20 protein-coding genes and 2 pseudogenes are annotated in these 22,810 nt (G+C 70.0%); 16 read left to right on the top strand and 6 right to left on the bottom strand.

All coding sequences use genetic code 11. The features are described from left to right. The 3 genes and pseudogenes from J2Z30_RS05975 to J2Z30_RS05965 form a co-directional block, all read left to right on the top strand. On the top strand, window positions 1–499 hold a 499-nt coding region (locus J2Z30_RS05975), incomplete at its 5' end, for an electron transfer flavoprotein subunit alpha/FixB family protein (RefSeq protein ID WP_209468575.1). A 106-nt stretch (window positions 500–605) separates the two neighbouring features. After that, a pseudogene (locus J2Z30_RS05970) lies at window positions 606–734 on the top strand (LuxR C-terminal-related transcriptional regulator); the annotation flags it as partial. A 532-nt stretch (window positions 735–1,266) separates the two neighbouring features. Beyond that, entirely contained in the window at window positions 1,267–4,143 is a 2,877-nt protein-coding gene (locus J2Z30_RS05965) for a tetratricopeptide repeat protein (RefSeq protein WP_044578330.1), read from the top strand. On the opposite strand, the gene J2Z30_RS05960 is transcribed toward J2Z30_RS05965, so the two are convergent. Beyond that, a complete protein-coding gene (locus J2Z30_RS05960) occupies window positions 4,138–4,860 on the bottom strand; it encodes a response regulator (RefSeq protein ID WP_063790999.1) in 723 nt (240 codons plus the stop codon). The genes J2Z30_RS05965 and J2Z30_RS05960 overlap by 6 nt on opposite strands. Next, window positions 4,857–6,038, bottom strand: a complete 1,182-nt coding sequence (locus tag J2Z30_RS05955; protein WP_209468574.1) for a sensor histidine kinase — start codon at window positions 6,036–6,038, stop codon at window positions 4,857–4,859. Before J2Z30_RS05955 ends, J2Z30_RS05960 begins: the two co-directional genes overlap by 4 nt. 298 nt (window positions 6,039–6,336) lie before the next feature. On the opposite strand from J2Z30_RS05955, the gene J2Z30_RS05950 reads away from it, so the two are divergent. The 5 genes from J2Z30_RS05950 to J2Z30_RS05930 all read left to right on the top strand — a co-directional run bounded on the left by J2Z30_RS05950 (window position 6,337) and on the right by J2Z30_RS05930 (window position 10,864). Next, window positions 6,337–7,980 carry a hypothetical protein gene (locus J2Z30_RS05950; protein WP_044578333.1) on the top strand — a complete coding sequence of 548 codons (1,644 nt, stop codon included), beginning with the start codon at window positions 6,337–6,339 and terminating at the stop codon, window positions 7,978–7,980. Further along, window positions 7,977–8,420: a FixH family protein gene (locus tag J2Z30_RS05945; protein WP_044578336.1), complete on the top strand. Its 444-nt coding sequence runs from the start codon at window positions 7,977–7,979 to the stop codon at window positions 8,418–8,420. The genes J2Z30_RS05950 and J2Z30_RS05945 overlap by 4 nt, the downstream gene beginning before the upstream one ends. 58 nt (window positions 8,421–8,478) lie before the next feature. Further along, a complete protein-coding gene (locus J2Z30_RS05940) occupies window positions 8,479–9,636 on the top strand; it encodes a hypothetical protein (RefSeq protein ID WP_044578338.1) in 1,158 nt (385 codons plus the stop codon). A 3-nt stretch (window positions 9,637–9,639) separates the two neighbouring features. Then, window positions 9,640–10,245 carry a hypothetical protein gene (locus J2Z30_RS05935; protein ID WP_209468573.1) on the top strand — a complete coding sequence of 202 codons (606 nt, stop codon included), beginning with the start codon at window positions 9,640–9,642 and terminating at the stop codon, window positions 10,243–10,245. A gap of 139 nt (window positions 10,246–10,384) precedes the next feature. Beyond that, entirely contained in the window at window positions 10,385–10,864 is a 480-nt protein-coding gene (locus tag J2Z30_RS05930) for a YybH family protein (RefSeq protein WP_044578341.1), read from the top strand. Here the strand turns inward: J2Z30_RS05930 and J2Z30_RS05925 are convergent. After that, on the bottom strand, window positions 10,830–11,951 hold the full coding sequence (locus tag J2Z30_RS05925) for an FAD-dependent oxidoreductase (RefSeq protein WP_044578343.1): 1,122 nt from the start codon (window positions 11,949–11,951) through the stop codon (window positions 10,830–10,832). The two genes, J2Z30_RS05930 and J2Z30_RS05925, sit on opposite strands and share 35 nt — an antisense overlap. A 414-nt stretch (window positions 11,952–12,365) precedes the next feature. Between J2Z30_RS05925 and J2Z30_RS05920 the strand changes: the two genes are divergently transcribed. Beyond that, entirely contained in the window at window positions 12,366–12,968 is a 603-nt protein-coding gene (locus tag J2Z30_RS05920; RefSeq protein WP_044578346.1) for a DUF4232 domain-containing protein, read from the top strand. Window positions 12,969–13,038: 70 nt separating this feature from the next. On the opposite strand, the gene J2Z30_RS05915 is transcribed toward J2Z30_RS05920, so the two are convergent. Beyond that, window positions 13,039–15,714: an ABC transporter ATP-binding protein/permease gene (locus J2Z30_RS05915; RefSeq protein WP_044578349.1), complete on the bottom strand. Its 2,676-nt coding sequence runs from the start codon at window positions 15,712–15,714 to the stop codon at window positions 13,039–13,041. 670 nt (window positions 15,715–16,384) lie between these two features. Between J2Z30_RS05915 and J2Z30_RS05910 the strand changes: the two genes are divergently transcribed. Together J2Z30_RS05910 and J2Z30_RS05905 are read left to right on the top strand one after the other, a co-directional pair. Next, window positions 16,385–17,326 carry a quinone oxidoreductase family protein gene (locus J2Z30_RS05910; RefSeq protein ID WP_044582220.1) on the top strand — a complete coding sequence of 314 codons (942 nt, stop codon included), beginning with the start codon at window positions 16,385–16,387 and terminating at the stop codon, window positions 17,324–17,326. Window positions 17,327–17,360: 34 nt separating this feature from the next. Next, on the top strand, window positions 17,361–17,960 hold the full coding sequence (locus J2Z30_RS05905; protein ID WP_044578351.1) for a TetR/AcrR family transcriptional regulator: 600 nt from the start codon (window positions 17,361–17,363) through the stop codon (window positions 17,958–17,960). A 44-nt stretch (window positions 17,961–18,004) separates the two neighbouring features. On the opposite strand, the pseudogene J2Z30_RS49360 reads toward J2Z30_RS05905, so the two are convergent. After that, window positions 18,005–18,190: pseudogene (locus tag J2Z30_RS49360) on the bottom strand (hypothetical protein); the annotation flags it as partial. Between the two features lie 299 nt (window positions 18,191–18,489). After that, complete coding sequence (locus tag J2Z30_RS05900; protein WP_044578353.1) at window positions 18,490–18,714, bottom strand: hypothetical protein; 225 nt, start codon at window positions 18,712–18,714, stop codon at window positions 18,490–18,492. A gap of 139 nt (window positions 18,715–18,853) precedes the next feature. On the opposite strand from J2Z30_RS05900, the gene J2Z30_RS05895 reads away from it, so the two are divergent. The 5 genes from J2Z30_RS05895 (at window position 18,854) to J2Z30_RS05875 (ending at window position 22,755) form a co-directional block, all read left to right on the top strand. Next, window positions 18,854–19,792, top strand: coding sequence for an aminoglycoside phosphotransferase family protein (locus tag J2Z30_RS05895; protein WP_044578355.1), 939 nt, complete (start codon window positions 18,854–18,856; stop codon window positions 19,790–19,792). Window positions 19,793–19,967: 175 nt separating this feature from the next. Beyond that, on the top strand, window positions 19,968–20,672 hold the full coding sequence (locus J2Z30_RS05890) for a type 1 glutamine amidotransferase domain-containing protein (protein ID WP_044578359.1): 705 nt from the start codon (window positions 19,968–19,970) through the stop codon (window positions 20,670–20,672). Window positions 20,673–20,850: 178 nt separating this feature from the next. Next, a complete protein-coding gene (locus J2Z30_RS05885; protein WP_044578361.1) occupies window positions 20,851–21,336 on the top strand; it encodes a VOC family protein in 486 nt (161 codons plus the stop codon). Then, window positions 21,333–22,352 (top strand): YncE family protein, encoded by a 1,020-nt coding sequence (locus tag J2Z30_RS05880; RefSeq protein ID WP_044578362.1) that lies wholly within the window; start codon window positions 21,333–21,335, stop codon window positions 22,350–22,352. The genes J2Z30_RS05885 and J2Z30_RS05880 overlap by 4 nt, the downstream gene beginning before the upstream one ends. A 49-nt stretch (window positions 22,353–22,401) precedes the next feature. Continuing rightward, entirely contained in the window at window positions 22,402–22,755 is a 354-nt protein-coding gene (locus tag J2Z30_RS05875; RefSeq protein WP_044578364.1) for a nuclear transport factor 2 family protein, read from the top strand. Window positions 22,756–22,810: the final 55 nt, after the last annotated feature.

The raw sequence follows: 22,810 nt of genomic DNA, 5'->3' as shown, positions 1-22,810 counted from the left end.
CGCCGCCCCGGAGGCGGCTGCGGCCGCGGGGGCGGTCGAGGCGCTGGAGGTGTCCTTCTCGGAGCAGGCGAGGGGTACGAAGGTGGTTTCGCGTATGGCGCGTGAGTCGACGGGGCGTCCGGATCTGACCGAGGCCGCGATTGTGGTTTCCGGGGGTCGGGGTGTGGGTGGTGCGGAGAACTTCCCCGTGGTGGAGGCTCTGGCTGATTCGCTGGGTGCGGCGGTGGGTGCGTCGCGTGCGGCGGTGGACGCGGGCTGGTATCCGCATACCAATCAGGTGGGTCAGACGGGTAAGTCGGTGTCTCCGCAGTTGTACATCGCGGCGGGTATCTCGGGTGCGATCCAGCACCGGGCCGGTATGCAGACTTCGAAGACCATCGTGGCCGTGAACAAGGATGCCGAGGCTCCGATCTTCGATCTGGTCGACTACGGCGTGGTCGGCGACCTCTTCGAGGTCGTCCCGCAGCTGACCGAGGAGGTCAAGACCCGCAAGGGCTGACATCGGACCAAGCCGCTGCCCGAGTGCTGGGTGAGCGGGTCGCATCCAACAGTGAGAGCAGGGGCACACCGGATTCGGCTTGTGCAAACGGGAGGGCGAGGACCCGGCGCGGATGTTCGTCAGCGAGAAGACCGTCAGCAAGCACAGCTACAACATCTTCAACAAACTCGGACTCGAACCGTCCGAGGACGACAACCGCCGGGTCCTGGCGGTACTCGCCTACCTGGAAGGCTGAGCCGCCACCGCCAGGCATCACCCCCCCCGAAAATCAGTGGAGCCGCACTCCCGTGTGCCGCTACCGTGCTCCCGCCCACTGTCACCCCGTCAAGGACGTGCCGTTGTACACCGAGTGAGACCCCTCCAAGCGCTGATCTGTCGCGCGTCGCACCTGTGCGACGTGCTCCTTTTCGCTGTGGTCTGCTCACTGAAACTGGTGTAACTCCGTGTCCGAACTCACCGTCCTGAAGCGGATGAACGTGTGTTCCGTACGACCCGAACGGCCGGCCTGGCAGTCGCCGTACGGTCCGCCGCCGCCCCGGGCACACCGCGGCCGGTGGGCGCCTGTGCCGGTGCCGGCCAGGTCCCGGCCCGCTCTGCGGCGTGGATACCTGTGCGGCCGGTGCGACTGACCGCCGCAGCGCCCTCGCCCGCGTATGCCGAGGCGGGCGGGGGCGCTCGAGGTTCACTCCAGCATGTGTGTGGCCGCCCGGTGGTTCACTTGGCCCAGGCGTGCCCGCGGGGGCACAGGCCGAGGGGGTACACCGGATATGGCCACGCCCATCGCCACCGCACTGGCGGTCTATGAAGCGGGCAAGAAGGCGTACGAGGCATACCAGGGCATCGTCGCCTTCGTTCGCCTCGGCAGCCACAGCCCCACTCCCGAAGAGGAGATCCTGGCCAGGCTGGAGGTGCTGCATCAGGATTTCGTCGCCCTGCAAGGGCGGTTCGACGAGGTGATGGAGGCCGTGAAGCAGGCGGTCAGAGTCGAGCAGCAGGCGTATGTCCTCGCCCTGCGGCGCGATCTGGAGGGGCTGCGCGGGCGGGCCCGCACGGCCACGGACGAGCTCAACTCCTGGGCCGTGGGCGGGCGCAAGGACCCGCTGCTGCGGTCCAACGCGGACGACAACTCCCGGCTGGCGGCGAATACGCTGCTGGAGGGCGACTCCTACTTCTACCGCCCGGATCCGAATTCACCGGAAAGCGTGTTCGATCACCGGCTGGCGTATATCGCCTATGTCTATGTGCTGACCGTCCGGTTCGGCGTGATCGCCGGGCTCAATCCGCAGTACCGCGAGGACCGGCTGGCCCGCGAGGAGCTGACCCGGCACGCGGCACGGCTGGACTGGGTGTTCCAACACGCCGACCAGGCCATCGAACCGCATACCGGTGGCGGTCCGGACGACCGTGGCAGCTACTTCCTGGCCCACCAGTGCGTGGACCACATCACCGGCTACGACACGGGACACACCGAAGTCGGGTGGCGTCCGGGAGGGCAGGCCGAGTACGACGACGCCCGGTCCTACTACGCCGATCAGCTGCGCGCCGATATGCGGGTCAGGACGGGGCTGGCCAAACTCATGGGCTTCCACGACACCGTGGCTCACTGGGCCAAGGACCCGCGCACACCAGGATGGTCCCCCTGGGCCCCGGCGGAGGTGCCGGACAGCATGGTGTCCTTGGCCGCGGCGTCGGACCGGCCGGGGCACACCGTGCTGGTATGGCGGGATCCGGGCAAGGGACAGCTCCGTACCACGTCCTACGACTCCACCGCGGCAGCGCCGGCCTGGAAACCGTCGGTGGCCATCAGCGCGGAGAACACGGTACGGGAGGAACCCACGCCGCGCGCCCTGGCATCGGGGCCGGGCCTCATCACCGTGGTGATGCGGGGCAAGGACGGCGGCGTCTACGCCACGCGCACCGATCCCACCCGGCCGACCGGATGGCTGGACGCTCCGGTCAGGGTGAGCGGCGACACCACCGATGTCTCGTATGCCGAGGCCGCCGCGACACCGGGCTCGGTCGTCGTGGTGTGGCGGGACAATGGCACCGGCACGCTGATGGCCGCGTTCCAGGACGCGAAGGGGGCGTGGGGGCCACCGCGGGCGGCGACCCCGGCGGGCGCCATTTCGCTGGGCTCGGACCTCACGGTGGCCTGCCCGTCGCCCGGGGTGGTGCTGGCGGTGTGGACCATGAACGACCGCACGGTGCACGGCGTCACCTACGATTCCCACGCGGCCGACCCCGCGTGGAGCGCACCCGCGCAGATCGCCGAATTCCCCGGGAACGACTTCGCGTCGTCCATCCACGCCATGGGCACCGGCGACGGAAAGGCCGATGTGGTCTGGCAGGGCACGTTCGGGTCCATGTGGAACATCCACTACGACGGCGGCTGGAGCGCCCCGGCCGAGGCCACCCCGCGGCACCTCACCAAATGGGGCGTGCCCTATACGACCGTCCCGGCGGTGGCCGGGGACCGGCGGGTCAACTGGTTCTGGCAGGGCCGGGACAGCCGCGTTCAGACCGTCCACCGGGATCCCCAGCAGCCGCAGTGGTCGGCGCCGCTGCGGCTCGGACCGCCCTGGTGGTCGTATGCCGAGGTCGCCGCGGTGTCGGTGGCGGCGGGAAGCGTGTCGCTCTACCGGGTCGACTCCGGCAGCGAGATCGGCGAGGTGCCGAAGCTCCTGACATGCTTCTACGACACGGCCACGCCCGCCGCGTCGGCCCGGATCGCGGATGCGCGAGCTCTGGTGGCGAGGGCCCAAACCCTGTGGAACCTGCCGGGCCCGGCCCGCGACGAGGCCAACGCGCGGGCGGCCGACGCGATCGCGGTCGCCCGCGAGGTGGTGGCCCTGGACCCCGGCTACCGTGCGACGCTCGCGCAATGGCTGGTGTTCCCGGCGGGCACGTATCTGATGGGCAGTGGCCGCCACGACGAGGCCATCGCCTGCATGCTGGAGGCGCTCGGCCTCTACGACCAGCTCATCCACGAACAACCCGGAATCGGTGAGCTTCCCTGGCGAAAGGCGTGGACGCTGGTCAATCTGGCGCAGGCCCTGTGGGGCAGACCCGATCATGCCCAGGGCGTACAGCGCGCGGTCGAGGCCACCGACCTGCTCCGCCGACTCGCCACCACGAAACCCACCTACCGGACCGGGCTCGCACAGTGGCTGGTGTTCCCGGCGGGCACGTATCTGATGGGCAGTGGCCGCCACGACGAGGCCATCGCCCGCATGCTGGAGGCGCTCGGCCTCTACGACCAGGTCATCCACGAACAACCCGGGTCCGGTGAGCTCCTCTGGCGAAAGGCGTGGACGCTGGTCAATCTGGCGCAGGCCTTGTGGGGCAGACCCGATCATGCCCAGGGCGTACAGCGCGCGGTCGAGGCCACCGACCTGCTCCGCCGACTCGCCACCGAGACCCCCGCGAGGTACCGCGGCGGGCTGGGCGACTGGCTGCTGTATCCGACGATCCCCTATCTTCGGCAGTCCGGTCGGCGGGACCAGGCGCTCACCCGGGCGCGGGAAGCCGTGGACATCTTCACCGCGCTCGACGCCACGGACCCCGAGGCCTACGGGCCGAAGCTGGCGGCGGCGAAGAAGCTCGTCGCCGATATCCAGGCTGATATGCGATCCGATGTCTCATAGGGCGCGATGACGGTCTCCGCCCTGGTGCCGACCCGTTCTCTCCGTACCGGGTGGCAGAGGAGGAGGCGGTGCCACGAGTTGGTGGGCGGCCGCGTAAATGACGGCTTGAGTGCGATCGCGCAGACCCAGCTTCGCCAGGATCCGGGAGACGTGTGTCTTGACCGTCTCGTCGCCGATGCCCAGGGCGCGTGCGATTTCCGTGTTGCTGTGCCCCTGGGCCACGAGGATCAGGACCTCGTGCTCGCGGGCCGTCAGTCTCTCGAGCTCGGTGGAGGACGCGGGCGGCGCGATGCCGCTGGCGAAGCGGGAGATGAGACGGCGCGTGACCGAGGGATCGATGATGGCATCACCTCTGTCGGCGATGCGGATGGCCGCGATCGTCTCCTCGGGAGGGACGCTCTTCAGGAGGAATCCGCTGACCCCCAGGTGGAGGGCGCGGTAGACGTAGCTGTCGTCGTCATAGGTGGTGAGCACGATGACTTTCGTGGTGTTGCGCGGCCTGCCGAGGATGCGTTCCGCCGCACGCAGTCCGTCCAGCCGCGGCATCCGGATGTCCAGGATGGCGACGTCGGGTGTCAACCTGCTGGTCTCTTCGACGGCTGCCTGACCGTCGGCCACTTCCGCGACACAGCACAGGTCGTCCTGGGTGCTCAGGACCGCTTTCAGTCCCGAGCGGAACATGGCGTGGTCGTCGGCCAGGAGAATACGCAGACTCATGTGCCGTCCATGGAGAAGGTGGCGGATATCTTCCAGTCGGCGCCGCCGTGTACCGGTCCGTACGAGACGAAGCCGTTGAACATGCCGACTCGGCTGCTGATGCCTTCGAGGCCCCGGTGTGGAGAGTCCTCCACGAGCCGCCCCGAGGCGGCGATCGGGTTGACCGCGGTGACCGTGATGCGCGAAGTGCCGTAGCGCAGGGTGATGTCCACGTGGCCGTCGCCGTGGCGCAGGGCGTTGGTCAGCATCTCCTGCACCACACGATAGACGGCGATGTCCAGGGAACCTTCCAGTTCCTGTCGGGCGCCCTGGACGCCGACGTTCGTCTCGAGGCCGGCGGCGGACACGACGTGGATGAGTTGGTCGAGGTCGCGCAACCCCGGTTGCCGTGCGCCTTCAGCGGGGCTGTCGTGCAGGAAGTCCAGCAGCCGGCGCAGGTCGAGGAGGGCCGCTCGGCTGGAGGTCTCGACCGCCGCCAGCGCCGTCGACACCGGTGACGCCTCCTTGACGGCGAGTCCCAGCCGGGCGGCTCCGGCATGCACACCGATGGCGCTCACATGATGGGCGATGACGTCGTGGAGGTCCCGGGCGATGGCGCTGCGGTCCTCGGCGATGGCATTCGCGAGATCCTGCCGGGCCATCTCACGCTCACGGACGGCCCGCTGTTCCAGTTCGGCGATATGAGCGCCCCGGGCGGTGGTGTAGCGACCGACCAGCCAGGCGAGGAGGGTTCCTTTCACCGTGCCCAGCAGAATGGAGCGCCATTCGCTGAGATCGGTCGTGCCGCCGAGTGTCCTGGCCCCGATGGATCCCGCGGCCAGGTAGAGGAGAGCCAGAACGGCCGGTCGGCCGTTCAGCCAGGCTCCGGCCCGATAGGCCGCGATGAGCATTCCGGCGTCGTTCGTGTCCGGCAGTGGGCTGCCGCCGGGCAGCACCAACGCGCTGGCCACGGCCAGTGCCGCCTGGGCGAGAGCCACGACTCCGGAAAGACGGGCCGAACTCGCGAGTGCCGCGTCCACCAGGGCGATCCCCGCCAGCAGGCACCAGTAGGACACGGGCGGATACACGTCCGAACCCTCGTAGGAGAAGCTGAGCGTATCCGCGAGCAGGCAGAAGCCCGCCACCATGAGGGACTGCCGGGTCAGGGACCCACTCGGGTCCCGAATCGAAACGGCCAAGGCCCCTCTTTCAGGTTGTCCGCACGCCCGCACCGCGGGCATGCCGGAAGGTGGAATGTGCGGTCGGAACGCCACCTCGTACGGGGCCGGTCGCACCAGGCATGCACTTATGGTGCACGAGCGCCACGGAAAAGCCTTCCCGCGCCCGGGGGAGGCGTCGTCCCCCGCGCGGGGGACAGGACGTGCCCCGGGTGCGTGATGACACCGCGTGGGGGCGGTTTTTAGGGTCTGCCGCGTGAACGACAACCCACCCCCTGTATCCGTTCGCGGCAGATGCGCCGGCCGGAATCGCCTTGGCATGTCACACGCGGCGCGAGCGGTGGCGCGAGTGGCGGCAGCCGTGCTCTGTGTCCTGGGCCTGTCCGTCACCGTGGGATCCCCCGCCTGGGCGGATTCCACGGCTGGAGGCGACCTGCAGGTCGCGCAGACGCTCGGCGACCGCGACCTGACCCTCATCCTGCGGCGCGTCACCGGACTGCCCGGCCCCCTGCAGGTGGATGTGCTCACCCATCGAGGCACCGCCGCGGGGACCCTGCGCCTGGGCACCGTTCCCACGGGTGCGTCAGCGGACCGGGCGGAAGGTTCCTCGGCGGGGATCACCACCAGCAGCGTCTCGGTGAAGCTCGGCAGCACGCCGGGGTCCTACGGTGCCGCCCTGGACATCGATCGAGCCGGGCCCTGGGAGCTCGTCGTCGATGACGGATCCCGCACGGCGCGGATTCCCTTCACGGTGCCGGGCCAGGTCATGTCTCCGCCGGAGCTTGCCGTGTTCGGCGGTTTCGTCACCGCCGGTGTGCTCATGCTGGTGACCCTGTTCGTCGCTGTCCGGGCCCGGCGCGGGGGCTGGGCGCTGCTGCCGGCGGGAGGTGTCGTGGCCGCGCTCGCGGTGGCCGTGACCGCCGCGCTGCTGTCCACTTCCTTGCCTCCGCCGCCCGAGCCGGGCGGGCAGGTGGACGCCACGAACGACAACGTCACCGATCCCTATTCGGTCGTCCGGCCGGTGACGAATGACTACTCCCGGCCGCCCGCCTCACTCGAGTTGGGTTCGTACCCGGCCAGGGCGGCGGAACCGGGCACGCTCCGGTTGCGCGTGAACGACGGCTCCACCGGCCTGCCCGCGGACGATCTCGTCGTCCACGACGGTGCTCTGATGCACCTGCTGGTCATCGGACCGACCGGTGAGCTCTGGCACCTGCACCCCATACGCACCGCGCCCGGCACCTACGAGGTCCAGCTGCGGCTGCCCGCAAGCGGCCACTACGCCGTGTCCGCGGAGTTCGCCCGCCGTGGTGGCGGAGTCCAGCACGTGCGCGTCGCAACCGGCCTGAACGTCGCCGACGGCTCCACGCGTGGCACCCCTCCGGCCCTGCCCGCCGAACTCGCCCCGCGGGGGCCGGGAACGCGGACGATCGACGGTGTATCGGTGCGCCTGTCGGCGCCCTCACCCAGAGCGGGAGAAGCGAGCACCCTGACCGCGCGCGTCGGCGACACACCGACGCTCCAGCCCTGGCTCGGCATGGTCGGCCACATGATCGTGGTCGGGCCGCTCGACAGGGCCGACGCGACCAGCCCCACACGTATGGGACAAGCCGCCCAGGGCGCACCCGTCTGGGCTCATGCGCACTCCATGGGTGGCGACATGAGCAGCGACCCCACACCCGACATGGGAGGCGCTCCGGCCCACGGCATGACCGCCATGCGACACGGGAGTCACTCGGGCGGGGACGAGGGGACTATGGATTCGATGAGTGGGCTGATGCCCCTCAACGGCGACAGTCCCGCGGACGAGACCGTGGCCGCCTACGGGCCGGACGCGTCCTTCGTGTACACCTTCTCCCGTCCCGGCTACTACCGCGTGTGGATACAGGCCGAGCGCGACAGTGCCATCCTGACCGTCCCCTACCTTCTGCGCGTGTCGCCGGCGACCGGAGTGGCGAAGTGAGCGCCCGCACCGCCTCCCGCACCCCCATGGTCCGGTTTCTGTATGGAGTCGCCGCGGCGCTGCTGACGGTGTCCCTCGCCCTGGTGGCCGCCGGTTTCCTTCCGTCCTGGTCGGACGATGCCATCTCGCTGACCGGGGGCAGTGCCACCGACGAGGTGACACTGACGGTGGCCCGGCCCCGCACCGGCGCCACGAATGTCGATATCCGCCTGACCCCGCGCCGAGGAGGGCGAGGCGGACATCCGCCCACCATCACCCTGCAGGCCGTCATGCCCACTCACGGACACGCGACGCCCGCGGCACACGCACAGGTTCACAGCCCCGGCAGCTACTCCACTGCCGTCCACTTGATGATGCCGGGACGCTGGAACTTCCACGTCAGCGTCGACTACGGCACGCGGCGCGACCAGTTCGACTTCCCTCTGGCGATCTCCGGCTGAACAACCGGCCGCGCGACGCCTGTAACCGCTCTCGCACGGTCATGAGAAAGGCAGTCCCGTGAGCACAGCACTACCCGTCACCAGTACCAGTAGGGCGTCCCAGCCGTCCCTCGCCGTCAAAGTCTCCGGCAGCGGCCGGACCGGCCCCATCGCCGCCAACACCGTCCTGGCCGGGACGACGCTGTCCCTGTTCGGCATCAGCTGGGACATCCAGTGGCACGTCGACGTCGGCCCGGACACGTTCTTCACACTCTCCCACCTTATGCTGTACTCCGGCAGCGCCGTCGCCGGCATCGCCAGCCTGGCCATGGTCCTGATCGCGACCGCCGCCCAGCGCGCCGGCCGGCCTGTGGATCAGTTCCCCGGCGGCAAACCCGTGCGCGTCCTCGGCGGGGTCTTCCGCGCCCCACTGGGCTATCTGATCACCGGCACGGGAGCCGCCCTGTTCCTTCTCTTCGGGCTTCTGGACCTGTGGTGGCACTCGCTGTACGGCTTCGATGCCGTGCTGGACTCACCGCCTCACATCGGGTTGTTCCTCTCGATCTGCTTCACCATGGTGGGGAGCGTCATCGTCTTCGCCGCGGCGCGCCACACCCGGTGGGGCCGGGCAGGCGTGATCGTCAGTGTCCCCGTGCTCATCGTCTTCAGCCCCATCACCACGAAGGCGTTCGGTGCGCTCCCCCTGCCAGTGGAGCCCGATCTCGTCGGGAACGTCCTGTTCTCCACCCTCCTGCTGATCCTGGGGACGCTCACCATCGGCCGGCGGATCACCGCACTGACGATCGCCGCGGCCCTCGGCGCCCTGCAGCTCGTCCTGTGGTGGTTCTCCCCCTGGGCGGCCCGTGTCTACGCCGATGCGACCGGTCTGCCCCTGCGCGACAACCTCGGCGACGATCCGCCCGAGCTGCCCTCCGAGATTCCGGTGTTCATGCTCCTCGCGGCGGCGACCATCACCGCACTGCTGTGGCTGAGCAGGAAGCGGGGCTGGTCGGGCCGGATCGCGCCGCAGATCATGGGCGCCGGAGGCGGAGCCGTGATCGGCCTCTCCCTCCCCATCCAGAGCGCCCTGCTCGGCGGCTCCGGTCCGGCCTCGGCGGAACTGCTGAAGATGACGGCCGTCGGTCTGGTGACGGGCGTCCTCGCGGGCTACCTCGCCGCTCGACTCGCCGTCCTGCTGCGCGAGCACTCCACCGCATCAGCCACGAAGGGCCGATGACCCATGCGCTCCTCACGTTCAGCACTGCTCCTCGCCGTAGCCGCCGCGTCCGGGCGTGTGCGAGACCACGCACGCCGACTGGCCCTGGCCACTGTCGCCGCACTCGCGCTGGTGGCCGTGTCGACGGCGCCGGCCGCGGCGTACGCCCCGGTCGGCGTCGTCCATACCGAGCGGGTACAGGCAGGGCCCTACACGGTCACCGTCGGGTTCTCCGAGTGGCCCCTGCGGGCCATGCAGTCACTCGACTTCACATTCGCACCGGCCGACGGCATCGCAAGGAAGTCGGGCAGCGTCACCATCGACGGGCCCGGCCTCGACGCCGAGGACCGGGAGACCCCGCTGAGCAGGCACCCTCGCAAACGGGATGTCTGGGGCCTGGATGTCCAGGCCCTGCCGGAACCCGGCACCTGGAGCTTCACCTTCGACATCGACGGCCAGGCCGGCCACGGCCGCGGCACCCTGCGGAACGTCACCGTGCTCGACCAGCCGGGCCCGCCCCTGGCCATCAGCTGGACCGTCTGCGCCATTCCGCCCATCGGGATGCTCGCCTACCTCGCCGTGGGCTGGCGGCGCAACAAGCCCTCCGAGCGGGTGGCCGCACTCGTCTGAGCCGCTGTCCGTAAAGTCACCGGGACGCTGCCGGGGGCGGCCGCCCCCGGCAGCGCGCGAGTGATGTCGCGGCTGTCCCACGGATGGGTGGGTGTGATGGACCCTTCTTGAACCCTGCCCGCGGCCTTAGCGTCGAGTCATGAACGATGAACAGTTGATCGCGGACCTGCACGGCCGGTGGGTGTTCGGCTGGGAGCGCGATGAGGGAGACGCACCGTTCGACTTCCGGCGTACCTTCGGCGAGTTCTACGACTTCGGCTCTCCGGACGTCCGACTGTACGACGACTTCGACCCCGAGCAGCGTGTGGCGACGACGGCCACCGGGTACGGCTCGATCTGGGAGCCCGCCTTTCACAACATGGTTTCCGCGCACCATGCCGTCGACGACGGCCCGCACGTCATCGCGGGCCATGATCTGGCCGCGTCCACCCTGACATTCGTAGCGCGGATCACCAGACCCGACGTCACCACGGATATTCGCACCACGACCTCGCTGGTCTGGCGCCGAACGCCGGACGGCTGGCGGATCGTCCGCGAACACAACTCGGCCAAGGTTCTGCCCGCAGGGGAACTCGACGGCATGCTCAAGAGGTCTGCTCCTCCCGGGCAAAGAAGTTGATCACGTCCTCGAGTGTGGGATTGTCAGGGTCTTCGGCTGTCGCGAGCTGCTCGGCACTGCGAGGGAACATCGCTTGCTCGTACGCGGAGAGCGCGGTCTCGATGTCGCCGGGGTGCGCGCCGAGAGCCTCACCGAGTTCGGCGCCGTCCAGCATCGCCAGGTTGGCGCCCTCGCCATTCGGGGGGATGAGGTGGGCGGCGTCGCCGACCAGGGTCGCCCCTGGCACCCGGTCCCACCGGTGCCCGACCGGCAGTGTGTAGAGGGGGCGCAATACCGGTGCGGTGTCGCTGTCGGTGATCAGGGCGGTGAGCTCCGGCGCCCAGTCGTCGAACGCCTCCGCGACCCGTGCGGCGGCCGCGGCGGGATCGGTGAAGTCGATACCGCCGAACCACTCCAGCGGTTCGGACAGCATCGCGTAGACGTGAAGGGTCCCGCCCTTCTCCCGTTGAGCCCCGATCTGCCTCTTGCCCTGATCGCCTGCGAACATCGACCCGCCACCGACCGCCTTCGCGGCAGCGGGGTGCCGCGTGTCGGCGTCGAACAGGTAGGTCTCGACGAACGACGTGCCGGCGTACACGGGCCTGGCGGGGGAGAGCACCGGCCGGACCCGTGACCACGCGCCGTCCGCGCCGACCAGCAGGTTCGTGAGGACGGTGCCGCCGTCGGCGAACGTCACCTCATGGCGGCCCCCGCCAAGCCCACGAACACCGCTGACCTTGTGGCCCCACCGGACGGTGCCCGCCGGGAGCGAGTCGAGCAGCAGCTGCCGCAACTCGCCGCGCTGCACCTCAGGGCGTCCGCCCGTACCGTCGTCGGCTTCTTCGAACAGGACGTTTCCCTCCCGGTCGAGGCCTCGCACCGCCTGCCGGCCCTCCAGGACGATGCCGTGGAACTCGTCCATCAGACCGGCCGCGCGCACGGCCAGTTGGCCGTTGTAGTCGTGGATGTCGAGCATCCCGCCCTGCGAACGCGCCGTCGGCGAGGGCTCCGCCTCGTAGACGGTGGCCGGGATGCCGTGGACGTGCAGGACGCGGGCGAGCGTGAGGCCACCGAGTCCGGCACCGATGATCGTGACGTGAGTGGTCATGCTGATTCCTTGCCTGTCGCACACCTGCCGAATGGGCACCCGGCAGGCTCTCCGGCAAGGTTCCGGCCCTCCGCCGACAATCCACCGGCATCGGACCGACCGCCCCGACATATCGCTGACACCGTGGCTCCGCGCCCGAACGTCCCGGCTCAGAACGCCGACTCGGTCCAGGTACGCCACCCGGCGCTTGGCATGTGCGGCGGGTGCCAGCGGGCCGGCCGACCCCGGCGCCTTGTGGGGCCGGTCTTGGTGGAGCGGGGCGGCCACGTCGCCTGTGCGTGTAACAGGGCTGTATTAGGGGGCGGTTGGGCTGAACGGATACGCGACCGAGCCGATCTTGGTGACCAGAAACGCTCGCTCGTACCGACTCGTACCGAGCAGCCGACACCCCCAACCGATACCGAGGAAGAAACGATGCGCGTTCACAAGCTCACACTCGCCGCCCTGGTCGTTGCCGCGGGCCTTTCGCTCACGGCCTGCCAGAACGATGACGACAGCGCGGGAAAGAGTGACCCGTCGTCCACGTCCACCGCGTCTTCCTCGGGCGGCGGTTCGGGCTCGGGCGGCGGTTCGGGCTCGGGCGGTGATTCGGGCTCGGGCGGCAAGTGCCGCACCGACGAGCTGGAGATCACGGCGGTGGACCGCACCATCGACGGCGACGGCGAGGGCACCGTCGCGGTGACGCTGAAGAACGGTGGTGGCCGGGACTGCTCGATCTCCGGGTTCGCGGGTGTCGACCTGAAGACCAGCGAGGGGGCGCTGTCCGCGAAGCGCAGTGGTGAGCCGGCCGAACCGCACACCCTCAAGGACGGGGAGTCGACGTACTTCGGCGTCAACTACCCGATCAACGAGTCGGGCGGCTCCGGCGTCCGGGTCACCGGGCTGGTGGTGACCCCGCCGGACGAGACGAAGTCGGTCACCCTCGACTGGCCGGGCACCGGCACGCTGCCCGTCACGGACGGTGCCGGGTCCCCGGTGAAGGTCGGCCCGATCGGGGGCATCGGTCAGGGCGGCTGACCCGCGGCCGGCGATACCTGAGTCAGGCCCACGATCTCCGATCGTGGGCCTGACTGCTGTGTCTCGCGGGCTAGTCCCGCATGATCTCGGGCTCGTGCCGGCGCAGCAGGCGGGCCACCGCGAAGCCGCAGAGCAGTCCGATCGCCAGGAGCACACCGAGGTCGATGCCCCACTGGGTGACGGTGTGGGCCCACAGCGGGTCGAGGTCGTCCGGCTTGTCGAGATTCCAGGGCGGCATGGTGTGCGCGAGGTCGAGTGTGGTCCCGGCGCCGGCGACCCCCCAGCGGGCGGGCATCAGCCAGCCGATCTGTTCGATGCCCGGAGAGTCGAACAGCTTGAAGAGGACCCCGGTGAAGACGACCTGGATAACGGCGAACATCACGAGCAGCGGCATGGTCTTCTCCGGGGTCCTCACCAGCGCGGAGATGACCAGACCGAAGAGCATGGTGGTGAAGCCCAGCGCACTGACGACCACGCAGACCTCGACGGCCGTGGGCATGAGCAGCCCCTGGCCGGGCAGTTGACGGACGGAGAAGCCGATCGCGCAGATGACGACACCCTGCATCGCGGTGATCAGACCGAGGACGACCACCTTCGACATCAGATACGCGGATCGCGACAGACCTGTGGCTCTCTCCCGTTCGTAGATCACCCGTTCCTTGATCAATTCACGTACGGAGTTGGCCGCGCCGGAGAAGCACATGCCGACGACCAGCACCAGCAGAATGGTTCCGGACTCCTGGTTGTAGCGGAAACCGCTGTCGGGCGGTGGCGGGGCGAGTCCGTATTTCGCCGGAATCAGACAGCTCACCCCGCCCAGCACCGCCGGGAGCAGCAGCATCAGTGCCATGAAGCCCTTGTCGGAGGCGATGACCGACACATAGCGGCGCATCAGCGTCCACAACTGGCCGATCCAGCCCTGTGGTTTGGGCTGCAGAGCTCGTGCGCGCGGCTGCGCCGCAGGGGTGCCGGGCTGCTGCGGCGGTACGGCCGAGTCGATCTCCGCCATGCACCGGTCGTACTGCCGGGAAGCCCGCCAGCGCCCGCCCCAGTCGTCGTCGTGATGGTCCTCGAAGGCGGAGAAGACATCGGCCCAGCTGTCGTGACCGAAGAAGTCCAGGGCCTCGTCCGGGGGACCGAAGTACGCCGCGGAGCCACCGGGCGCCATGACCAACACCCGGTCACACATGGACAGTTCGGCGACCGAGTGCGTTACCACCAGCACGGTGCGGCCGTCGTCGGCGAGCTCCCGCAGCAACTTCATGACGGAACGGTCCAGGCCCGGATCCAGACCGGAGGTGGGCTCGTCGAGGAAGAGCAGGGAGGGCTTGGTCAGCAGTTCCAGGGCGACGGACACCCGCTTGCGCTGACCGCCGGAGAGTGAGGCGACCTTCTTGGTCCGGTGGACGTCGAGTCTGAGCTCCTGGAGCACCTCGTCGATTCGGGCCTTGCGCTCGGCCGCCTTGGTGTCACCGGGAAAGCGGAGCTTGGCGGCGTACTTCAGAGCTGTGTCGACGGTCAGCTCCTTGTGCAGGATGTCATCCTGCGGGACGAGGCCGATACGGCGGCGCAACTCGGCGAACTGGGCGTAGAGATCGCGGTGGTCGTAGAGCACCTGACCACGGTCGGCGGGCCGGTAGCCGGTGAGCGCGCGCAGCAGGGTGGACTTCCCGGAGCCCGACGGCCCGATCACCGCGACCAGCGACTTCTCGGGGACACCGAAGGAGACGTCGTCCAGGATGGTCTTGTCGCGCCCGACGGTCACTGTCAGATTGCGGGCGGTGAAGGAGACCTCACCGGTGTCGACGAACTCCTCCAGCCGGTCTCCGGCGAGACGGAAGGTGGAGTGGCCGACACCGACGATGTCGTGCGGGCCGATGACCCGGCGGTGCACGGGCTGCCCGTTGACGTAGGTGCCGTTGTGACTTCCGAGGTCGACGATTTCGAAGCGGCCACCGGGCAGGGGCCGGAACTCCGCGTGGTGGCGGGAGACATACGGGCCCTCCACCACGAGTTCGTTGTCCTGCCCGCGACCGATGCGCAGCCGCTGTCCCAGGGCGAGTCGGTGGACGCCCGAGGGGTCCCGGTCGATGGAAAGGGCCGCGGCGGCTCCGCGGGGACCGGCTGTGGGTCCTTCGGGCCGGCGGGCGTCCCGGGCGTCGCCCGCGGCTCCGGAAGTGCGCGGAACCGCGGCACGGGTGGGGTCGGATGCGGCGTGGTGGGGGAGGGGCCGGAACAGGCCGTCGCCATGGGCCGCCGCCCCCGTGGGGGCTCCCGGAACCTCCCCCGCCCGGGGGCCGGGCACCACCGGGGGTGTGGCGGCGGCCGCCTCCGGCGTGCCCCGATCCGTGGCACCCCCGGCCTTGGGCCGGGCCTCGCCCTGGGGCAGCCCCGCGCGTATCCGAGCGTCAGCACGCACCTGATCGTCACCCGCCGCCGCCGAGGCTCCGGTGAAGACTCCGGTGAAGTCCAGCCGCATGCCGGTGGAGACGTTTCCCAGCCGGACGATCGAACCGTGGCCGATCTCCATCCGCTGGATACGACGCCCTTCGGCGAACGTGCCGTTCGCGCTGCCGAGATCCTCGATGAACCACGTCCCGCCGTCACAACGGATCACGAGGTGCCGCCGGGAGACCCGGCGGTCGATGCACGAGATGTCGGCCTGCTGGTCGCGCCCGATGGTGTAGCTCCGGGACGGGTCCAGGGTCCAGGTGCGTCCATTGGCATGCAGTACAAGTTCCGGCACGTCTGCCCCAAGTCGGTCGTGTGCACCGAGGCCGTCTGCGCGAGGACAGACGACGGCTCGGACGGTTCCTGCGGTTCCGGTGTGCGCCCGGACGTCCCGGGTGCGGATGAGCGTCATACGGGCTGCGGCGCGAGGTGGCGAACCACCACCGGTCCATACGACGCCGACCGGCTCATCGGCGGGCCGTGCGCCGGTTGGCGAGTGCCGGAACACCGACGGCCGGCGTTTTCCCGGCGAACGCGACGGGCTGCGCGCGGACGATCGGTGAGCTCGTCGGCGATGCGGTCGAGGTGTTCGTCAGGCATCACAGCGGTGTGTCCTCGTGGCATCGGGGTCGGGGTCGGGGTCGGATTCGGGGTCGGGGTCGGATTCGGAGTCGGAAACCGAGTTGGTCAGCCGGTGCGCGGCCCGGACCGGGCACGTCGGCGCGTACGGTCATGGCCGCTATGGAAGAGGGCGCGGGACATGCGGAGGTTGCGCGCCATGGCGCGGAGCCGGGGATTCCAACAGCGTACCGGGCCGCGGCGGTGCGGCAGCGGCCGCCGGCACCGAGTAGGCGGTGCCTCGACGGCGTGAACGGCTTGAACAGATACCCACAACGCCTTGAACAGATACCCACTCCCGCCGTATCGTTCCGATGCGGATCGGAACGTATTGAGAGGTGACCACCATGCGAGCAGCGGTCGTGCAGCCGTCCGGGGCGCTTGGCCTGATCGACGTGCCACAGCCGGCACCCGGGCCCGGCCAGGTACTCGTCGAGGCCGACGTGATCGGCGCAGGCTATGTCGATGTGATGCTCAGCCGAGGCGAGTACCGGGGCATTCCCGGTCCGGGCTCCGTGCCGGGGGTGGAAGTCGTCGGCCGGGTACAGGCGGCCGGGCCGGGTGCGCCCGGCGATCTGGTCGGTCGGCGGGTACTGGCCATGCCCGCCCTCGGCGGTTACGCGGAGCGAGTCGTCGTCGACGTGGACCGGGTGCTGCCGGTGCCGCAGGAGGCCGATGCCGCCGAGGCGGTGGCGCTGGGTGTGAACGCGCTCGTCGCCGAGATCGCGCTGCACCGAGCGGGGGCGGTGGCAGGCGAACACGTTCTCGTCCGCGGCGCGGGCGGCGGAATCGGTTCCCTGGCAACACAGATCGCATCCGCCCGTGGGGCCGAGGTCACCGCGGTCACTTCCTCGGCGGCCCGTGGCGAGCGCCTGCTGGAGCTGGGTGCGACGCGGATCGTGGACCGGACCGCCTCCACCGTCCCCGACCAGACCTACGACGTGATCGTGGACACGGTCGCGGGTCCGGACATGGGCCGGTACCTGAGACTGCTGCGCGACAACGGACGCTATGTGATGTGTGGCGGCGCCGGTGGCGCTCCGGGCGAAGACCTTCTCCCCACGCTGCTGAGCGAGTTCCACAAGTCGCCGACGCTGGTGGCCTTCAGCCTGAACTCGGTGACAGCAGCGGAGTTGCTCCGCTCCTGGCAGGAGATCACGGCGCGGTGGACCGAGGGCCTGCTCACCCCCGTGCTCCACCAGCGTCTCGCGCTCACCGACGCCGAGCACGCCCTGGAGCTGCTGGAACGCGGAACGCCGTTCGGCAAGGTGGTGCTGCTTCCTCGGTAAGGTGGGCGGATCACGGCGGCAGCAGGGAGGCGCGATGGCACGCCGACGCGACGAGCGCATCGACCGCGCCGTGCTGGCCGCGGTGTCCGAACTGGTGCGGGAGGTCGGCTACTCGGCGCTGACCATGGAAGGCGTCGCCGCCCGCGCGGGCACCACCAAACCGGCCATCCGCCGCCGCTGGAAGAGCCGGCAGCACCTGGTCCTCGCGGCCATGGCGCACGAACGGGTCGGCGTCGTGGAGATCGACACCGGCTGCCTGCACTGCGACATCGTCGGGCACCTGGAGGCCCTGCGCGTCGGCATGGCCGATCCCGCCCTCAGCCGCGTGATCCCAGCGCTGCTGGCCGACCTCGCCAACGACCCCCAGCTGCACGAGGAGTTCCTCGCCATCGTCTGGGAACCCCGCAGGAACGCCTGCGTGGTCTCTCTGCGCAGAGCGCAGGAACGGGGCGAGGTGAAGCAGCTCGATATTGACCTCCTGCTGGACCTGTTCGCCGCGCCCATCGTCTTCCGGGCGTTGTTCCGCCATGCCGACCTGGGGCCCGACTTCGCCGAACTCGTCACCCGTGCCGTGCTCATCGGGGTGGGGGACGGGGACACCAGGACGTCCTACTGCACGCGCCCGGCTGGTTAGAGGTCGCTTTCTCCTGGAGGGGCCGGGGCGGTCGGCGCCGGTGGTCACGCGCGGCTGCTCGGCTCGCCGCCCGTGCGCTGGTGAAGTGCCCACAGGGACCTGAACAGCCCTGGGACCCGGGTGAGTTGCGCGTACGTCCCTTCCTGCACGACCCGTCCTTGGTCGAGGACGACGATCCTGTCCGCCACAGCGACATTTGCGAGCCGGTGTGTGATCAGCAGGATCGCTCGTGTGCCGGAGCGTGCGGGTTGCACCGGCCCTTGCCGCGCAAGGGCCGGGCCCGGGAGAGGGAGTGGCCAAAACGCCGACGGTGCCGCTGATCCCGCGGACCGCCAGGAGTACCTCGTTCGGATCACCGGGTGGAGCCCGCCCGAGCAGGCCGACGGCCCGCGCGTCCGGCAGGCCCCGCGCGTCCGGCAGGCCCCGCATCCGGCAGGCCCCGCCCGGAGCGGTGGGGCCTGCCGGATGTCGGGGATCGGGCGGCATGCGGCGCACGCTGACCTCGGGCGTCCGGGGCAGCGAGGGCCGACTACACCTCCTCGGCGGCGAACAGCTCGAGGTGTCCGCACTTGGGGCAGCGGAATGCCACTATCTGCCGCCGGGGTCGGCCCGTCCGCTTGGCACCCCCGAAGAACCCCCGCTCCATCGCGCCTTCGATCCAGCGCGCGTACCCGCGTGAGTGCTCGCCGGCGTCCTCGATGAAACCTTCCGCCAGACCGACGGTGCCGCAATGGGTGCACGTGTAGTTGTTCATCCTGCGAGTGTAGGAAACCCCGCGGCCAGGACCGACCCGTAGCCGTCGACCCCTGCCCGGCCGGGACGACGGAGGTCCAGGACCACGGCCTGCCGGACGTCACGAACGGCGGGTCACGGTCCGGCTATCGTGGCTCCGCATGACCCACACCGAGATCGAGATCACCGCGGAGCTGGTCCGGGATCTGCTGCACGACCAGCACCCCGACCTGGCCGATCGCCCTGTGCGGCTCGGTGCGCGGGGCTGGGACAACCAACTGTGGCGGCTCGGCGACGACCTCGCCGTCCGGCTGCCCTGGGCGACGCTGTCCGCGGACGCGCTGTTGCGCAAAGAGCACGCATGGCTTCCCGCCCTCGCCCCGCGTCTTCCCCTGCCGGTCCCCGTACCGCAGCGTCTCGGCGAGCCCTCCGAGCGGTTTCCGCGGCCTTGGATCGTCACCACCTGGGTGCCGGGAACGCCCGCCGACCGCGCGCCCGCCACGCGCGCCGCGGCGGCCGACACCCTGGCCGCGTTTCTGACCGCGCTTCACCGGCCCGCCCCCGATGGAGCGCCGGCCGGCCGCGACCGTGGCGGGCCGCTGACCGACCATGCCGAGGGGTTCGCCGGGACTTTGGCCTCGGCCACCGAGTCGGGGCTGATCCCCGACCCGGAGGCCGTCCGCGCCGTCTGGGAGGATGCCGTCGCCGCGCCCGGCTGGACGGGGCCGGCACTGTGGCTGCACGGCGATCTGCATCCGGCCAACGTCCTCACCGCGGACGGCACTTTCTGCGGCGTGATTGACTTCGGCGATCTCTTCGCGGGCGATCCGGCCTGCGATCTCGCCGCCGCGTGGACACTGCTGCCGGACGGCGCCGTCGACCGCTTCTACGACGCTTATCAACCGACCCCGGACCCAGCGACCCGACGCCGCGCTCGCGGCTGGGCGGTGTTGAAAGCCCTCGTCTGCGTCCTCATCGGAGAGGCGGGCGTCCATGGCCGTCCGGGTGGCAAGCGCACCTGGGGCCCACCCGCCCAGGCCGCGCTGCGACGTCTCACCACGACGATCCACCACTCCAGTTCCCCGGCACCGAAGAGGTGACCTGAGCCGTTCGAACTTCGACGAAGCTTCCTATAAATAATCTTATGGGCCGCGTGAGGCATGTGGATGATGGGTGATGGAGGCTGGCGTTGTTCCCGAAGCCGCGGGCGAACCGACCGCGGCACCGGCGTGTAAGACGCCGCGACCCCTTCAAGCGAGAAGAGCAGGCATTTCGATGTCGAAGATTCTGATGGTCATCTCCGGTGCGAACAGCCTGAAGATGGCGGACGGCTCGACCCACCCCACCGGCTATTGGGCGGAGGAGGTCGCCGCCTCCCACGAGGTGCTCGCCGCCGAAGGCGGGGACGTCGACCTGGCCACCCCGGGCGGGGTGCGCCCCACGGTCGACGTCCTCAGCCTCGACGAGCGCGGCGGCGTGAGCGACGAGGACGCGCAGAGGTTCCGCGGCTACCTCGACGGCATCGCCGATCGGTTGGCGGCGCCGCTCGCCCTGGCCGACGTGCGGGCGGCCGACTACGACGCGATCTACATCCCCGGCGGTCACGGCCCCATGGCGGACCTCGTCGACGACGACGACCTCGGCCGTCTGCTCAACGAGGCGGTTGCCCAGGGCAAGATCGTGGTCGCGCTGTGCCATGGAGTCGGCGCGCTGCTGAGCGCGAGCACGCCGGACGGCGGTTTCACTTTCGCCGACCGCGAGCTGACCGCCTTCTCGGATGAGGAAGAGCGCCAGGGCGGCCTGGGCGACAACATCCCCTTCTCCGTCGAGGGCCGCCTGCGCGAGCGCGGTGCGCGTGTCACGCCCGGCGCCCCGTGGAGCAGCACCGTGATCCAGGACGCCACCCTGATCACTGGCCAGAACCCGCAGTCCAGCGTGGCCACGGCCCGCAAGGCGCTGGCCGCCCTGGCCGCTCGGTAAGCCACCGCCCATATGTCCGGGCACGTATCGCGGTGCTGTCGCCCGGACATGCCGTACCGCCCCCGACTCGCGGCCCGTGGGCACCGCAGGTGCACAACCGGCCGTCCGCGGGCCGCGGAGTTCGGGAGCCGGTGGGCTCCCGCGGGCCCTCCAGTCGCGCATCCCCCAAGGAACACATATGACCAGCCCCGTTTTGAACCGTGGTCTCGACCACGTCGCCGTGCATGTCTACGACCTCGATGCCTCGGTGGACTTCTACACCCGCGCCCTGGGTTTCCGCTTCGTTCGCGAATGGAGCGTCCCGGCCGGCGGAGTGCACCGTGCCGTCTTCCTCGACGCCGGTGACGACCGGCTCGTCGAACTCTTCGATGCCGCTTCGACCCCGCCGGGCGGCTCGCCGCAGGGGCTCGACCCCGCGCGACGTCATGACGATGACGAACGCAGCCGCGTGGCCGCTCTGGTGCACTTCGCCGTCCGTACCGATGACGTCGTCGGCCTCTTCGACCGGGCGGTCGCCGCGGGCGCGCGTCCGCTGGCAGCCCCGAAGAAGATCACCACCGCTGGGGACGATCCGATGACCCTCCAGGTGGCGTTCGTCTACGGGCCCAACGACGAGGTCATTGAGTTCATCGACCGCGAGACCACGAACGGAGACCGGCGGTGAACCAGACCCCGGCCCGGCGACCGGTTCTGGCCGTGGTCACGTCCACCGGCGAGGCGATCCGCTTCTTCGACGGTCTGAACTACGAGCCGCTCGGCACCCTCCCAGTGGCCGCCCAGCCCCACGAGATCGCCGTCGACCACACGGCAGAGCTGTTGTACGTCTCGCACACCTACCGCTCCGGTGTCTACACCGACCCCGGCGAGAAGGCACACGAGATCTCGATCGTCGACGCGTTCCGCCGCGAGCTGGTCGACGTCATCCCGCTCGCTCCCGAGGAGGCACCCCACGGCCTCGCCCTCGACGCCGGCCGCGGACTGCTCTACGTGACCGTCGAGGCCGGCCCCGCAGGCGGGGGAGCGGTCGTCGTGCTCGACACGGCCAGTCGCAGGCCGGTCGGCCGCATCGAGGTCGGTGCCCATCGACCCCACTGGTTCGCCATCACTCCTGACGGACGTAAAGGCTATGCCACCAACAAGGCAGACCCCTTCATCTCCGTCCTCGACCTCGCCCGGGGCGAACTCGCCGGACGTATCCCCGCTCCTTACGGGACCGAGGAGGTCGCCGTCTCCCCGGACGGTGTCCACGCCTACGCCGCGGGCATGGCCCTCCACTACGACGGCGGTCCCGCGGGCCGGCCCCCGGCCACGCTGATGGTGATCGACACCGGCTCCGGCGAAGTGGTCCGCCACGTTTCGCTGGCCGCGCCCGGCTGCCCGGTCCACGTGGCCGCGGACGGCCGCGTCCTGGTCGGTCTCGTGGCCACGGACGCCGCCGGACACTCCGCGGCCGGGCGGCTGTCCGTCCACGGATCAGGGGGCCTTGAGCACCACTTCGACGCGCCGGTCGGAAAGGTCCCCATCACCATCCGCACCACCCCGGACGGCGCCCGTGCCTTCGTCGCCAACCTGTACTCGGGCACTCTCCATGTGATCGATCTCAACACCGGCACGGTCGAACGGGAGCTGGACATCGACCCCGGCGACCAAGGCGCCCACGGCATCGCCTACCTGGCGTGAGTCGCGGACCGTGCCACAGTTGTCCCGCCGACGAAAGGATCCGCACAAGATGGAACGCACCCCCGAAGAGACGTTTCAGGCTCATGTCCGCGCATTGAGCTCAGGGGACCTCGACGCCATCGCCGCCAATTTCGCCCCGGACGCCGTGTTCATCACTCCATCCGGGATCCTGTGTGGCCGCGACGGCGTGAAGCGGGGCATCGGGGCGGTCCTCACCGACCTCCCGAACGCCCGATGGGAGCCCAGGAACCCGAAGTTCGCCGATGACGTCCTGTTCCTGGAATGGGCTGCCACCGCCGACTCCACCCATGTGGACGACGGCGTGGACACCTTCGTCTTCCGCGACGGCCTCATCCATGCCCAGACCGTGCGCTACACGCTGCTCACCAGCACCGCCTCCTGACGCACGTCCGGCGTCTTCACCCTGCTCGAGGATGTCTCCTCCCCCTTGGTAACGC

Source organism: Streptomyces iranensis (genome assembly GCF_017874715.1).
GTDB lineage: Bacteria > Actinomycetota > Actinomycetes > Streptomycetales > Streptomycetaceae > Streptomyces > Streptomyces iranensis.
Note: the sequence above shows the minus strand (reverse complement) of the source record. Positions and strands in the feature narration are given on the sequence as shown.